This is a genomic window from Fictibacillus arsenicus (assembly GCF_001999465.1).
GTDB lineage: Bacteria > Bacillota > Bacilli > Bacillales > Fictibacillaceae > Fictibacillus > Fictibacillus arsenicus.
In genome coordinates this window covers 88804-102234 of record NZ_MQMF01000004.1, presented here as the reverse complement: position 1 = coordinate 102234, position 13431 = coordinate 88804, and the positions used below count along the sequence as shown (strand labels likewise).

14 protein-coding genes are annotated in these 13431 nt (G+C 41.5%); 7 read left to right on the top strand and 7 right to left on the bottom strand.

Going from position 1 to position 13431, the window contains the following annotated elements; all coding sequences use genetic code 11:
* Positions 1-67 precede the first annotated feature (67 nt).
* On the top strand, positions 68-787 hold the full coding sequence (locus tag UN64_RS16765; protein ID WP_306460385.1) for a 5-formyltetrahydrofolate cyclo-ligase: 720 nt from the start codon (positions 68-70) through the stop codon (positions 785-787).
* Here the strand turns inward: UN64_RS16765 and UN64_RS16760 are convergent, their stop codons facing one another.
* Positions 788-1351 carry a DJ-1/PfpI family protein gene (locus UN64_RS16760; protein WP_171978954.1) on the bottom strand — a complete coding sequence of 188 codons (564 nt, stop codon included), beginning with the start codon at positions 1349-1351 and terminating at the stop codon, positions 788-790.
* A 332-nt stretch (positions 1352-1683) separates the two neighbouring features.
* Between UN64_RS16760 and UN64_RS16755 the strand changes: the two genes are divergently transcribed.
* The 6 genes from UN64_RS16755 to qoxD all read left to right on the top strand — a co-directional run bounded on the left by UN64_RS16755 (position 1684) and on the right by qoxD (position 8413).
* The gene (locus tag UN64_RS16755) at positions 1684-3036 is read left to right on the top strand and encodes an L-cystine transporter (RefSeq protein WP_171978959.1); all 1353 of its coding nucleotides are present in this window, start codon (positions 1684-1686) and stop codon (positions 3034-3036) included.
* A gap of 116 nt (positions 3037-3152) precedes the next feature.
* Positions 3153-4031, top strand: coding sequence for a hypothetical protein (locus UN64_RS16750; protein ID WP_139343172.1), 879 nt, complete (start codon positions 3153-3155; stop codon positions 4029-4031).
* A gap of 407 nt (positions 4032-4438) precedes the next feature.
* Entirely contained in the window at positions 4439-5416 is a 978-nt protein-coding gene (gene qoxA, locus UN64_RS16745) for a cytochrome aa3 quinol oxidase subunit II (protein ID WP_245802064.1), read from the top strand.
* A gap of 18 nt (positions 5417-5434) precedes the next feature.
* Positions 5435-7375, top strand: coding sequence for a cytochrome aa3 quinol oxidase subunit I (gene qoxB, locus UN64_RS16740; protein WP_077364874.1), 1941 nt, complete (start codon positions 5435-5437; stop codon positions 7373-7375).
* A 14-nt stretch (positions 7376-7389) separates the two neighbouring features.
* Entirely contained in the window at positions 7390-8010 is a 621-nt protein-coding gene (gene qoxC / locus UN64_RS16735) for a cytochrome aa3 quinol oxidase subunit III (RefSeq protein WP_077364872.1), read from the top strand.
* Positions 8003-8413, top strand: a complete 411-nt coding sequence (qoxD, locus tag UN64_RS16730) for a cytochrome aa3 quinol oxidase subunit IV (RefSeq protein WP_077364870.1) — start codon at positions 8003-8005, stop codon at positions 8411-8413. The genes qoxC and qoxD overlap by 8 nt, the downstream gene beginning before the upstream one ends.
* Before the next feature lie 404 nt (positions 8414-8817).
* On the opposite strand, the gene UN64_RS21005 is transcribed toward qoxD, so the two are convergent.
* The 6 genes from UN64_RS21005 to UN64_RS16700 form a co-directional block, all read right to left on the bottom strand.
* Positions 8818-8964, bottom strand: a complete 147-nt coding sequence (locus UN64_RS21005) for a hypothetical protein (RefSeq protein WP_171978953.1) — start codon at positions 8962-8964, stop codon at positions 8818-8820.
* A 129-nt stretch (positions 8965-9093) separates the two neighbouring features.
* Positions 9094-10365: a glutamate-5-semialdehyde dehydrogenase gene (locus UN64_RS16720; RefSeq protein ID WP_077364866.1), complete on the bottom strand. Its 1272-nt coding sequence runs from the start codon at positions 10363-10365 to the stop codon at positions 9094-9096.
* 52 nt (positions 10366-10417) lie between these two features.
* Positions 10418-11551, bottom strand: coding sequence for a glutamate 5-kinase (gene proB, locus UN64_RS16715; RefSeq protein WP_077364864.1), 1134 nt, complete (start codon positions 11549-11551; stop codon positions 10418-10420).
* A gap of 304 nt (positions 11552-11855) precedes the next feature.
* Positions 11856-12128: a spore morphogenesis/germination protein YwcE gene (locus tag UN64_RS16710; RefSeq protein WP_077364862.1), complete on the bottom strand. Its 273-nt coding sequence runs from the start codon at positions 12126-12128 to the stop codon at positions 11856-11858.
* A 204-nt stretch (positions 12129-12332) separates the two neighbouring features.
* Positions 12333-12977, bottom strand: a complete 645-nt coding sequence (bshB2, locus tag UN64_RS16705) for a bacillithiol biosynthesis deacetylase BshB2 (RefSeq protein ID WP_077364860.1) — start codon at positions 12975-12977, stop codon at positions 12333-12335.
* Between the two features lie 15 nt (positions 12978-12992).
* Positions 12993-13343 carry a YojF family protein gene (locus UN64_RS16700; RefSeq protein ID WP_077364858.1) on the bottom strand — a complete coding sequence of 117 codons (351 nt, stop codon included), beginning with the start codon at positions 13341-13343 and terminating at the stop codon, positions 12993-12995.
* Between the last annotated feature and the right edge of the window lie 88 nt (positions 13344-13431).

Here is a 13431-nt window from a genome sequence, read left to right as displayed (position 1 = left end):
GCTAAACAGGATAATAGTCCTCTTTTTCATTGGTGACTTTTATCCTAAAAGAAAGAAAGGAGATGCAATGATGAACCAAAAGGATGAAATTAGACATAAAGTTTGGAACAAGCTTACTGAAGAAAAGCTGGGGAGATTTCCTTTTCCTTTAACAAATCGGATTCCGAATTTTAAAGGAGCAGAGGCTGCTGCAAAATACATAATTGAAATGCCGGAGTACAAAGAGGCTAAAGTAATCAAAGTGAATCCTGATTCGCCTCAGCTGCCGCTTAGAACTCAAATTTTAAAAGATGGAAAAGTGCTGCTCGTGCCGACGCCAAGGCTTAAGGATGGTTTTATTCAAGTAAAGCCGGAGTGTGTTCCAAAAGGTGAGGAAAGAAAAGCGGCAAGCCTTTCAAGCATTATGAACTATGGGAAAGTGCTCCCTTTATCACTGATGCCTTCAATCGACTTGATTGTAGTGGGATCGGTGGCCATTCACCGTGACGGCAGAAGACTTGGAAAAGGCGAAGGTTATGCAGACAGGGAATATGCGATTATTCGCGAGCTTGGAAATAAAGAAGTACCTGTGATTACCTCCATTCAAAGTGCTCAGCTGGTTAATGATAATATCCCTGTTGATGTGTTTGACTTAACGGTGGATTGGATTGCTACTGAAAAAGGATTGATCGAAACAAAAGCGCCTTATCCAAAACCGACAGGGATTGTCTGGGAAGAGGTAAGTGAAGAGGACATGGAAACCATGCCCGTTTTAAAAGAAATTAAAGAGTTGATCTCTAACAAATAATTATGACATAGAAGGTTCTTTAAAGTATTGCAAAGGATTTTTTTCATCTGCAGGTACAATTTTCAGCTGCCGCAATACTTCTTCAGCGAAAATAATGTAGTTTGAACCTGTTGCTGTAACGACGTTTTGATCTGCAACAAGATGTTGTTCTTCTTTGTTGTCCCAGTTCATAACGGGCAGGTACTGTGTGTCATTTTGAGTGAGGGAAGCGGTATATTTAACGTGGTTCAGAATACCGGCAGCTCCAAGCAATGCTGGTCCTCCGCATATCGCTCCAATCAGTTTATGTTTATCGAAAAATGTGCGAATCATGTTTGTTACACCAGTGTCCTCTATCAAAGGATTTCCGCCCGGAATGATAAGTGCAAAGTAATCATCCGGATCAACTTCATTAGCAGTGATATCAGGCATGACCTTCAATTTGCCGGCTGATGTGACTGTTCTGCCGGAGGAATACGGCGAACATGTAACTAATTCATAATCAGAACCATTTAAACACGTGATTAAAATTGAAATTTCAAATTCAGCGAAAGAATCATATACAAACAGTAATACTTTTTTCATATCTTGCCCCCCTTTTCTATATCCAAATTTTAGCACCTGCTCATATGAATTTACTACAAAAACAAGCATAATTTATTTCACAAAAGAATATATCTGAAAACACAACTAAATAAACTCCCAAAATAACGAAGACACAATCACACTAAAGGCACGTTCTTTCTATTGGGAAAGGCTTGTCTTTTTATGTTGTGTAAAAATGGAGGTGGCTGCTAAAATCATTCCCTCAGTAATCCCTACTTGACAGATAGGTTTTATTGTATTAATTTATTTTAGTTAACTAAAGGGGGGACTTGTAGGTGACTACTTACTTAGTTTTATCGAATATTGCTATTATGCTTATACTTTTAGGTGTTTTGTTTTATATGCAAAAGAAGCACGTTTCTTTTTCTAAACGTGTATTCACAGGTCTTGGATTAGGGATACTCTTCGGTCTTGTTCTTCAGTACGGCTATGGTGCTGATTCTGAAGTTGCAGCAAAATCCACGGATTGGTTCAATCTAGTTGGCGGCGGTTATGTAACATTCTTAAAAATGATCGTTATGCCGCTTGTGTTCATTTCTATTCTTTCCGCGTTTACTCGATTAAACCTTAAAGGAAACATCGGGAAATTAAGCGGATTAATTATCGGGATTTTAGTAGGAACAACTGCAATAGCAGCAGTTGTTGGGATTGGAACGTCTGTTGCTTTCGATCTTGAAGCTGTTCAAATCGAACAGGGTGACGCAGAAACTGCGCGCGGTGAGCAGATGGAAGGTACTTTTGCAGAAGTGAAAGACTTAACATTGCCGCAGCAGATTCTATCATTGCTGCCAGCTAATCCGTTTTTAGATTTTACAGGTGCTAGACCAACTTCAACGATTGCAGTTGTTATTTTTGCAGCCTTCCTTGGGATTGCTTATCTGGGTGTGAAGCGCAAGCAAGAAGAACATGCTGAGCTGTTTGCGAAGATTGTGGATGCTTTTTACTCGGTTATCATGCGTGTTGTTACATTAATTCTTCGTTTAACACCATACGGAGTACTTGCTTTAATGACAAAGACTGTCGCACTTAGTGATATGGGTGCGATTGCGAAGCTTGGTAAGTTCGTCATTGCTTCTTATGTAGCACTTTTGATCATGTTTGGAATTCACCTATTGCTGCTGACGTTTGCTGGGCTGAACCCAATCACATATATGAAAAAATCATTCCCGGTACTATCTTTTGCCTTTACATCACGCACGAGTGCTGGTGCGCTTCCATTAAACATCCGTACACAAAAGAGCATGGGTGTACCTGATGGAATTGCGAACTTTTCGGGTTCTTTCGGACTTTCGATCGGCCAGAATGGATGTGCCGGAATCTATCCAGCGATGCTTGCTGTTATGATCGCTCCGACTGTTGGAATTGATCCTCTTTCACCATCGTTCTTGTTGACGCTCGTTGTAGTTGTAGCGCTTAGCTCTTTTGGTGTAGCAGGTGTAGGTGGCGGAGCGACATTTGCAGCGATTCTCGTATTGTCTGCGATGGATCTTCCGATTGCTCTTGCAGGCCTATTAATTTCTGTAGAACCATTGATCGACATGGGCCGTACAGCGGTGAATGTCAGTGGCGCGATGACTTCGGGACTATTAACAAGTAAAGTTCAGAAACAATTAGATACGGATGCTTACAATGACAGTGAAAATCAAGTTGAAGTAAGTGCATAAGAAATTAAGTGAGATGACCTTGCCTTCGGGCAGGGTCGTTTTTTGTTAGCCTGAACGGTTGTCCTAGTACTTGCATAGAATACATAAAGTTTAAAATTTGAGTGGAGGAACTCATGTTGAGTTGTGGACATCTAAGGCTAAACCAAAATAAATTAAAATGTGATAAATGCCAGTGCGGCGAAAGTATCTGTACGAGGGAGCTGAGAGAGCAATTAAGAAAGATTGCGGGAAGAAGAATTACATTACTTTCTAGAGCCAGTATCCCAAATGTGCGCTTTATTGTAGGAAGATTAGTTAAAGTGGATTGCGGAACAATTATTGTTGAGAGTGAAACTCAGCAGATTACAGGTCCGTTATTAATAAAAATATGCGATATTATTAGCTTCGCATGCGACGATGCATTTAATTCTTCTCAATCAACTGCGTGTGAATTCGTGAGAAAGCAGGATGAAACATGCTTGATTTGCAAGTGCAAGTGCACAGAGAATGAGTGTATAATAGAACTAAGAAAAGCACTGCAAGATTGTATTGGAAAGGAAATTGGGATCACAACTCCAGATGGCCCTTTTAATGGGACATTATTGAAGGTAAGCTGCGGTTTTATTGTTTTAAGAGACAGTCTAACAGGAACTCCGTTTATCTTTTCTTTATGCGCAATTTCGAGTGTGATTCAGTTTAATAACTCCAATACTCTTTGCAGTATGACGAACCAAACAGGGGATTGTAAATTAGATTGTCACTGTGAATGTGTAAATGATATTTGCACTGAAGCACTTAGAGATGAGTTGAAAGGCTGTATAGGGAAGGAAGTTACCATTACTACAGACGGTAATTTTATCGAAATCGGAAGAATCATAAAAGTTAATTGCGGAACGATTATTCTGCAGCTCGCTATACCCATTCTAATTCCCATTTGTTCAATTACCTCTGTAAGATTAGGGAACCAGCTGCCTGTGAATGGGCTGCAGACAAATTTGAATAGGATCATCAGATAAAATACAATAAATAAAGCGCAGGATAACAAGATCCTGCGCTTTATTTTGTTTGTAAATATTCGCTAAAAAGGTGTGAAGCCTTTCCAATTAGGGTAAAAATTAAAAACTGAACTTTCTAAAAGAGGGACATCCCATTACCAGCAGATGAAGGCTCTTCCAAATTCGTGAACATTGTATGTCAAAAGTGTGATAAAGTTGTGAGCTTTATTTGAAGTTCTCGTGACATTTAATTACGGATAAGCCACATTTCAAGGGATTCTGATACTATGAAGGCAAAGGTTTTTTGTCATTTGGTTTTGCCTTTGATATCCATTGTGATTTTTTTCACAATGTACTATAATCACTTGTGGTTCGATGTATATAAGGCAAAATGAATGCTTTTAAATAGAGAAAGGAAGGTGGACCTGGTGATGCAACGGTTAAAGCCGTTTTTAACATTCGGGTTATTGATGGCCGTGTTTATGCTAAGCGGCTGCAGCGATATGGTAGTTTTAGATCCTAAAGGACCTGTTGGTGAACAGCAGAAGGATCTTATTATGTATTCGATCTGGTTTATGTTATTTATCCTGCTGGTTGTATATGCACTTACAGCTTTTATTGTTTATAAATATCGTGACCGCAAAAATCATAAGGGCTATGATCCTGATAATGAAGGAAGTCATTTGCTTGAAACGATTTGGTGGATCATTCCTATTATTATTACCATTGCATTGGCTGTTCCAACGGTTAAAACGATCTACTCTCTAGAAGGACCTCCTGAAGAGACGAAAGATCAAAAACCATTGGTTATTCATGCAACATCTGTGGATTGGAAATGGGTTTTCACATACCCTGAGCAAGACATTGAAACAGTAAACTATCTTCATATCCCTGAAGATCGGCCTATTCTATTTAAATTGACTTCAGCCGATTCTATGGCATCATTTTGGGTTCCTCAACTAGGCGGCCAAAAATATGCGATGGCTGGCATGGAGACTGAGCTTTACTTGCAAGCTGATGAGCAAGGAACGTATGAAGGGCGCAACTCCAACTTTACAGGAGAAGGTTTTACAGATCATACGTTTGATGTAATGGCTATGTCTGATGAAGAGTTTGAAAAGTGGGCGAGCGAAACGAATGCTGAAGCTCCTGAACTGACAAAGGAGCAATACGACAAGCTGATGCTTCCTGGCCACGTTAAAGAAATGACGTTTTCTTCTACTCACTTAGGTTTTGTTAACCATGTTGATGAAGCTGATTATGCAATTAAAGCTCGTGAGCGATTAGGCTATGAGCCGTTAATTCCTCACTCTAAAGCAGCAAAAGAAAAACGTGAAGAAGAAAAGAAAAAGAAACAAGAAGAACAAGAAGAATCAGAGTCTCATGGGGATTCACATGCCCATTAACAGAGGAGGCAACTTAATATGAAATGGGATGAATTTTTCGTAACAGGCGACCCGATGATCTATGGGGCTGACGTTTCCATTGTCTTAACAATGGTGGGGATCCTGTTTTACTTGACTAGATATAAAAAGTGGAAATGGCTATGGACAGAATGGCTAACAACCGTTGACCATAAAAAACTCGGTATCATGTATATTGTTTCTGCCGTTCTAATGCTTTTCCGCGGTGGTGTCGATGCGCTCTTAATGCGTACTCAGCTCGCTGTTCCTGAGGCGAAGTTCCTCGATTCGCAGCACTATAACGAAATTTTTACAACTCACGGTACAATCATGATCATCTTCATGGCGATGCCGTTCTTAATAGGTATTATAAACGTAGTTGTACCGTTGCAGATTGGAGCTCGTGATGTAGCTTATCCATATTTAAACGCCGTAAGTTTCTGGACGTTCTTTATCGGTGCTATGCTGTTTAACATTTCATTTGTTATCGGTGGATCACCATCAGCAGGCTGGACGAGTTACATGCCGCTTGCAAGTAACGAACTCAGTCCGGGACCAGGGCAGAACTACTACTTATGGGGTCTGCAGATTGCGGGTATCGGTACATTATTAACCGGTATTAACTTCCTTGTTACGATTCTTAAGATGCGTGCACCGGGAATGACATTATTCCGTATGCCGATGTTCACTTGGTCATCGCTTGTAACAATGGTTATTATCATTTTTGCTTTCCCAATTTTAACAGTAGCACTAGCACTTATGTCATTTGACCGTTTATTCGGAAGTCATTTCTTTACTCTTCAAGGGGAAGGGATGGATATGCTTTGGGCAAACCTCTTCTGGTTATGGGGTCACCCAGAGGTATATATCGTAATCTTGCCGGCATTCGGTATTTTCTCAGAAATTATTTCTACGTTCTCTAAAAAAACGTTGTTTGGTTATAAGGCCATGATCTGGTCTATGCTTCTTATCGCTGGATACAGTTTCTTGGTATGGGTCCACCACTTCTTTACGATGGGCTCAGGAGCAGCCGTTAACTCAGTATTCTCCATTACAACAATGGCGATCGGTATTCCGACGGGGGTTAAGATCTTTAACTGGCTGTTCACGATGTACAGAGGTAAGATTCAGTTTACAACACCGATGCTCTGGTCACTAGGCTTTATTGTGAACTTCGTAGTCGGCGGGGTTACAGGTGTCATGCTTGCAATGGCAGCTGCTGACTATCAGTACCACAACACATACTTCCTGGTATCTCACTTCCACTATGTGCTGATCGCAGGTACAGTGTTTGGCTGTTTTGCAGGTCTAATCTACTGGTACCCTAAGATGTTTGGCTACAAGCTGAACGAACGTATCGGTAAATGGGTATTCTGGCTGTTCACAATCGGATTTAACGTATGTTTCATGCCTCAATACTTCCTAGGTCTTGATGGTATGCCTAGACGTGTGTACACATACAGCGAAGAGTCTGGCTGGGGCCCATTGAACATGGTTTCTACACTCGGCGGATTCATGATGGGTATCGCGTTCTTAGTTCTTGTTTACAACATGTACTACAGCTTCCGTTTCGCGAAGCGTGAAACAACTGGTGACGCATGGGGTGGCCGTACGCTTGAATGGTCTACTCCTTCAGCAATGCCGCCATTTTATAACTTTGCTAAAATTCCAGAGGTTACTGGTCTTGACCATTTCTGGAGACAGAAGCAAGCAGGCAAAGTTGAGAAGCTTACTGCTAAAGATATTAAAAAGATTCATATGCCTAGCAACTCTGGTGTACCGTTCATTATGGGATCGTTCTTCTTCGTTCTCGGATTCGGTTTTGTATTTGACTGGATCTGGATGGCGTTTCTCGGTGGAATCGGTGTTATCGGAACATTGATTTATCGTTCATTTGAATATGATGACGGGTATTATGTAAGTGTTGAAGAAGTACTCGAAACAGAAAAGATTTCTAAATAAGGAGGCGTGAAAAAATGGCACATGCAGAAACACACGACCCCAACACGCCTTTAGAGTATCGTTCGGAGACCGGGCGCCTTAACATTCTCGGTTTCTGGATCTTCCTAGGGGCAGAGGTTGCGTTATTCGCAACGCTATTTGCAACGTATATGGTTTTAACGCATCGTATTGCAGACGGTCCAGCTCTTGGTGAACTGTTTGAAGTAAAGAGTTTGCTGATCCAAACATTCTTGCTTCTAACAAGTAGTTTCACTTGCGGACTGGCTGTTCACGAAATGCGCCGTCATAATGTAAAAGGCTTGATGCTTTGGATGATTATAACTCTTGGGTTGGGTCTCGGATTCCTTTACTTCGAGATTCAGGAGTTCTTGCACTTCATTCATGAGGGTGCAAACATTGGTACAAGTGCAGCATGGTCAGGATTCTTTGTTCTTGTAGGTACGCACGGTGCCCACGTAACGTTCGGTATCTTCTGGGTAACGATGGTATTGATCCAAGTGGCTAAGCGCGGTTTGACGCCAGCCACTTCTGCAAAAGTTTTCATCACCAGTCTATACTGGCACTTCTTAGACGTTGTGTGGATTTTCATCTTCACTGCCGTTTATCTGATGGGGATGGTGATGCATCATGGCTAACAAAACAGCAGCTAATGGACATGGCGGATTCCCTTGGAAACACTTGATTGGATTCTTGCTTTCCATCGTGTTGACGCTAGTCGCACTATGGGTCGCATTGGAAACTGATTTATCACTGACTTGGATTTTAATTATTATTTTCGGATTTGCGTTCTTGCAGGCAGCACTGCAGCTCCTGATGTTCATGCACTTAACAGAGAATTCAACGAGCACTAAGCTTACGGGCCGCGTACAGGTAGGTAACATCCTATTTGCAGCTTTCGTAGCGATCGTAATCGTTGTCGGCTCTGTCTGGGTAATGACAGCAGGACACGCAAAACACGACAAACATGACGAACCGAAGACCGAAAACCATGGTGAGCATGGTGGAGAAGAGAAGTCTGAGGAGCATGGAAGTCATTAATATGAATGAGAAAGCCTCTTGCTTGGTTGCAGGAGGCTTTTTTTGTGTGGAATTTTGATGATGTGGACTCTCGTTTGGCGAGAGCCTTCGATATTTGTAAAGAATTGAAGCCCAGGGCTATCCTTTTATACTTTGACTGAGGGATTTTGCGCGTTCAGGGAGATTTATGCTCGTTCAGGGAGATTTATGGGCGCTCAGGGAGATTTATGCGCGTTCAGGAAGATTTATGCGCGCTCAGGGAGACTTATGCGCGCTCAGGGAGATTTATGCGCGTTCAGGAAGATTTATGCGCGCTCAGGGAGATTTATGCGCGCTCAGGAAGACTTATGCGCGCTCAGGGAGACTTATGCGCGCTCAGGGAGGTTTATACGCGCTTAAGAATATGTACGTGCGCTAAATAATCATTAAGATTGTTCACCATGATGTCCTGCGAGTCTTCCGCCTAATTCATCAGCAATGGTTAAAAGCTTCGGGTGGTTTTGAATTAAACGCCGCTGAAAAACCTCTAACTTTTTGATTCTAATCGACTTTGAACGATCTTTAACTAGCATTGACGACCTCCTTTGCTACCTAACTATTCTCCTTAACAGAAGTTTTACCTGCCTAAAAAACAACAAAAAAGCAGCCCCGCCAAAGCGAGACTGCTTTCAAACTTGGCGACCGCCAAGCATAATATTTTTTTATCTAACCTGCCCATCACCAATCATACGATATTTAATCGTCGTTAATGCTGGCAGACCCATCGGCCCGCGAGCATGGAGCTTCTGTGTCGAGATTCCGATCTCAGCTCCAAATCCAAGCGCTGAGCCGTCTGTGAAACGTGTTGAAGCATTTTGGTATACAGCAGCTGCGTCAACGGCATTCAAGAAACTTACCGCCGTCTCAGCGTCTTCTGTCACCACAGCTTCAGAGTGCTTCGTGCCATAGCGCTCAATGTGAGCCACAGCTTCTTCAACGGATCCAACGACTTTTACAGCTACAGCCAGGCTTAAGTATTCCTCAGCCCAGTCTTTTTCAGTAGCTGGGATAACGTCAGGCAGTATCTCAGCAGCCTTTTCGTCACCATGAACTTCGATCCCGTGTTTATCAAATAATGCAGCGACACGATCTTTATTTTGCTCTAACCATGCTTCATGGAAGATGAACGTCTCGGCTGCATTACACACTGCAGGTCGGTCAGTTTTTGCATTTTCTAAAATAGCCAGTGCTTTTTCAACGTCTGCAAACTGATCGACATAGATGTGGCAGTTACCGACACCTGTTTCAAGAACAGGGACTGTCGCATTCTCAACCACTGTCTGAATCAGCTTTCCTCCGCCGCGAGGAATCAGCACATCAATGTACTCTTTCATCGTAAACAACTGTCCGGCAGCTTCACGGTCTGTTGAAGCGATGAACTGTACAGCGTCCTCAGGAATCTTTGTGTCAGCTAATGCTTTTTGAATGACAGATACGATTGCTGAGTTTGAATGAATCGCATTCGATCCGCCTTTAAGAACAATAGCATTGCCTGATTTCAGTGCTAAGCCAGTAGCATCGACAGTTACGTTAGGACGTGCTTCATAGATCATGCCGATTACACCTAATGGGACACGTACTTGTTCAACTTTTAAGCCATTATCTAACTTCCATCCTGACAAGATTTCACCAACAGGATCCTGAAGTTCAACAACTTCGCGAAGACCGTCAGCAAATTCTTTTACACGGTCAGAAGTCAGGCGCAGACGGTCCATTAGAGCGTCTGAAAAGCCTTTTTCTTCACCGTTCTCTAAATCTTTTTTATTCTCTTGTAAAATGAAATCTGACTCTTTTTCTAAAACATCTGCGATTACTAATAAAGCTTCGTTCTTCTCTTTCTCACTTAGTAAAGCAAGCTTTTTTGAAGCTTTTTGTGCCAGCTTTGCCTGGTCTTCTACAATCAATGGTTTGGTTGTACTTTTAAAAGTACTCATCCAACGCCTCCTTGTTATTTTTAAACGTTTGTTTAAATCCCATCAAAAAATCTTAGTGAATCGGTACAGCTAAACGTGTGTGGCACACTAAATCATCATTGTTGATCGCTTCTTCTGGACCAACGTCTTCCAATTCGTCTGTCGAGAAGCCTTTGATTTTAATAAGCTGTTTTGATGAATAGTTAGAAACACCTAATCCAACTTCATTGCCGTCTAAGTCTTTAATGCGGACGACAGAACCTTTTTTAAAGTGTCCACTTACATAGTGGATTCCAGTTGGGTATAGGCTCTTCAGGTCATCAATTCCTTCTTTTGCTTTGTTGGTTACGACGATTTCGCCTTCAGGTCCTGAATGGAATGCAATCCATTGCAATTTTGTATCTAGATTGAACTCGTTCTTTTTAGGTACGAAGTAAGTTCCTCGTGCCTCTCCTGTTACTGCTTTATGAATAATGTCATTTGCTGTTGCATTACCAAGGAATGAGGATATGCCTGATGCCATTGCAATCTTGACTGCATCGATTTTTGAACGCATTCCGCCTGTGCCGACAGCACTGCCGGGTTCGCCAGCCGAATCCTCGATTTTTGATGTAATTTCGCTTACTTTCGTTAAAAGTTGAGCTTCTGGATTTTTTCTTGGGTCTTCTGTATATAGACCGTCAATATCAGAAAGGATGATGAGCTGATCTGCATCTACAAGTCCTGCCACTTTAGCAGAAAGTGTATCGTTATCTCCAAACTTTAATCGTTCGACTGTTACCGTATCATTTTCATTCACGATTGGAATGATGCCGCGGTCTAATAGAACATTTATTGTATTTCGCGCGTTGTGATAACGATTGCGGTCTGAGAAGTCACTTCTAGTGATCAAGATCTGTGAAGCTGTGTAGCCGTGTGACACAAATCTTTCAGAATAAGCTTCCATTAGAAGACCTTGTCCGATTGAAGCAGCTGCTTGTTTTTCGGATAGAGTAGTTGGGCGATTTAAGCATCCCAGTCTTCTGTATCCTGCTGCAACTGCGCCGGATGAAACCAGCAATACTTCATGTCCTTCATCTTTTAATTTAACGACCTCATCTACAAGGCGTTCTAATTTACGTCTGCTGATATCACCAAGTCCGCTCGTTAATGAGCTGGAACCAATCTTTATTACAATACGTTTATTCTTTGATTCATTAAAAGCCATATCTGGTGTTAATCACTCCTGTTTTGTTTGTTAGTTTTTAGTTTTTTTTATTTACTTTTCCGGTCAAAAATTCAACGTTACTGAGTATAACATGGTCTGATTTTATGACAACAGTGTTTGGTGAGATAGTGTAGAAAACGGGCAAAAAGTGAAGAAAATAGAAGAAAAAGGGGATATATACGCTATAGGGGGTGAGGGGAGATGAGGGACTGATGAGCAGCGATATACAGTGAAATTTTTTATGTTTAATTTACCAATAAATGCAAAAACCCCTCTAATTAATAGAGGGGATTAATGTCTTTTCTTAATATTCTTTTTCCATTTTGCGTTTTGCCAAGTATGGACGGCCCCAAACAACGTAAGCTGCATAGTGAGCAAAAACGACGTTTGCAATAAATACCGTTATAAAGAAACTATGAACAAACAGGCTTAAGCTGTCATATGCCATAAATAATCCTACGTAAGTCCATAACAGGGCGATAAACGGTATCTGTGCCAGTGCAAGCTTACGACTATCATTCCACAAAAACAGCGGTGTCGCAGTTGCTACAAACAAATAAACCATGAATACATCCATTACATATCAACCCCTTGAAGTAGTGTACACGCTTACAATTTTGACAAATTAGCGTCTAAAATGTGAACGATTTGTTACATTTAGTATACCACAATAGGAGAAAAATGCCACATGGATTTGTACATTTTTTTGAAAATTCAAGTTATTAAGCATAAAAAAAGAATCCGGAAGCCCAGCATGGCAACGGATTCTAAAGCTTAAAAATTATAACGGATAGCGCCAAAATCTTTCTTTTTGAACCCATTCCAGCATCGCAGGATCTTTTTCTACGCTATTAACAAGCCATTGTGTCTGAGAGCGATGCGCTTTGATGCAGTTCATTTTATCTTCAAAAACATCGGAAACATCTGTAACGATGTGAGGTGCACCAAGGTCCTCCTCAGAATTCCTGGCAAAAGCTACACACAAAAGCTCTGGCTGTTCCGACTCAGCCATGCTTTTAACCGCTCGAACTACGGCTCTTCCCGTTGCTTCATGATCGGGGTGCACGCTGTATCCCGGATAAAAAGTAATAATCGTTGCTGGCTTTACTTCATCAATTACAGATAAAAATTGATCAGCGAGAAGCTGTTCATCTTCAAACTCAATTGTCTTATCGCGAAGACCAAATTGCCGCAAATCTTCAATACCGACTGCTGCACAAGCATTCTCCAGTTCTTTTTGACGGATGAGTGGAAGGGATTCACGAGTTGCGAAAGGCGGGTTTCCCATATTTCTTCCCATTTGACCTAAAGTAAGGCAAACATAAGTAACGGGTGAACCTTTTTTCGTGTGTTTGGCAATTGTCCCTGAAACTCCGAAAGCTTCATCATCAGGATGTGGAAAGATGACTAATAAGTGATCGTTCATGAATGATTACCTCCTTTATACATCAAATGGGGAAGTGCTGAGTTGAAGAGCAACAGCAAGACGGCCTTCCTGATCATGACCGGCGAGTAGCAGTCTGCCTTCTGAGTCGATTTCCCAATGTGTTAACCCTTCTGCATAGATCCAGCCAAGTTCGATTTTTAACCCGACACGAAAAGGACCGATTCCCATGATCTTTCCGGACAAAGGTGTGACTTTTCCGTTTCGGATATATGCATTAACAGTAAGTACTGATTCATTATTGTGATTGGCATAAGCGCCATTAGTCGTTTCCAAATGCAAATAAAGTTCTTTACCGATAAGTTGATCCAGTGCGTTCTGGACGTCATTAGCTTGAATAGGCTGCATACTTCACACTCCTGCTTATGATAGATGTACTTATTATAATTCAAAACAGCAGAAATCGTGTATGATATGCCTGGGATAAAAAAAGAGG

What these genes read in the sequence shown, in the direction of transcription:
- UN64_RS16765 (WP_306460385.1), top strand. Translation starts at nt 68, where the DNA reads ATGATGAACCAAAAGGATGAAATTAGACATAAAGTTTGGAACAAGCTT.
- UN64_RS16760 (WP_171978954.1), bottom strand. Translation starts at nt 1,351, where the DNA reads ATGAAAAAAGTATTACTGTTTGTATATGATTCTTTCGCTGAATTTGAA.
- UN64_RS16755 (WP_171978959.1), top strand. Translation starts at nt 1,684, where the DNA reads ATGCTTATACTTTTAGGTGTTTTGTTTTATATGCAAAAGAAGCACGTT.
- qoxB (WP_077364874.1), top strand. Translation starts at nt 5,435, where the DNA reads ATGAAATGGGATGAATTTTTCGTAACAGGCGACCCGATGATCTATGGG.
- qoxC (WP_077364872.1), top strand. Translation starts at nt 7,390, where the DNA reads ATGGCACATGCAGAAACACACGACCCCAACACGCCTTTAGAGTATCGT.
- qoxD (WP_077364870.1), top strand. Translation starts at nt 8,003, where the DNA reads ATGGCTAACAAAACAGCAGCTAATGGACATGGCGGATTCCCTTGGAAA.
- UN64_RS21005 (WP_171978953.1), bottom strand. Translation starts at nt 8,964, where the DNA reads ATGCTAGTTAAAGATCGTTCAAAGTCGATTAGAATCAAAAAGTTAGAG.
- UN64_RS16720 (WP_077364866.1), bottom strand. Translation starts at nt 10,365, where the DNA reads ATGAGTACTTTTAAAAGTACAACCAAACCATTGATTGTAGAAGACCAG.
- proB (WP_077364864.1), bottom strand. Translation starts at nt 11,551, where the DNA reads ATGGCTTTTAATGAATCAAAGAATAAACGTATTGTAATAAAGATTGGT.
- UN64_RS16710 (WP_077364862.1), bottom strand. Translation starts at nt 12,128, where the DNA reads ATGGATGTATTCATGGTTTATTTGTTTGTAGCAACTGCGACACCGCTG.
- bshB2 (WP_077364860.1), bottom strand. Translation starts at nt 12,977, where the DNA reads ATGAACGATCACTTATTAGTCATCTTTCCACATCCTGATGATGAAGCT.
- UN64_RS16700 (WP_077364858.1), bottom strand. Translation starts at nt 13,343, where the DNA reads ATGCAGCCTATTCAAGCTAATGACGTCCAGAACGCACTGGATCAACTT.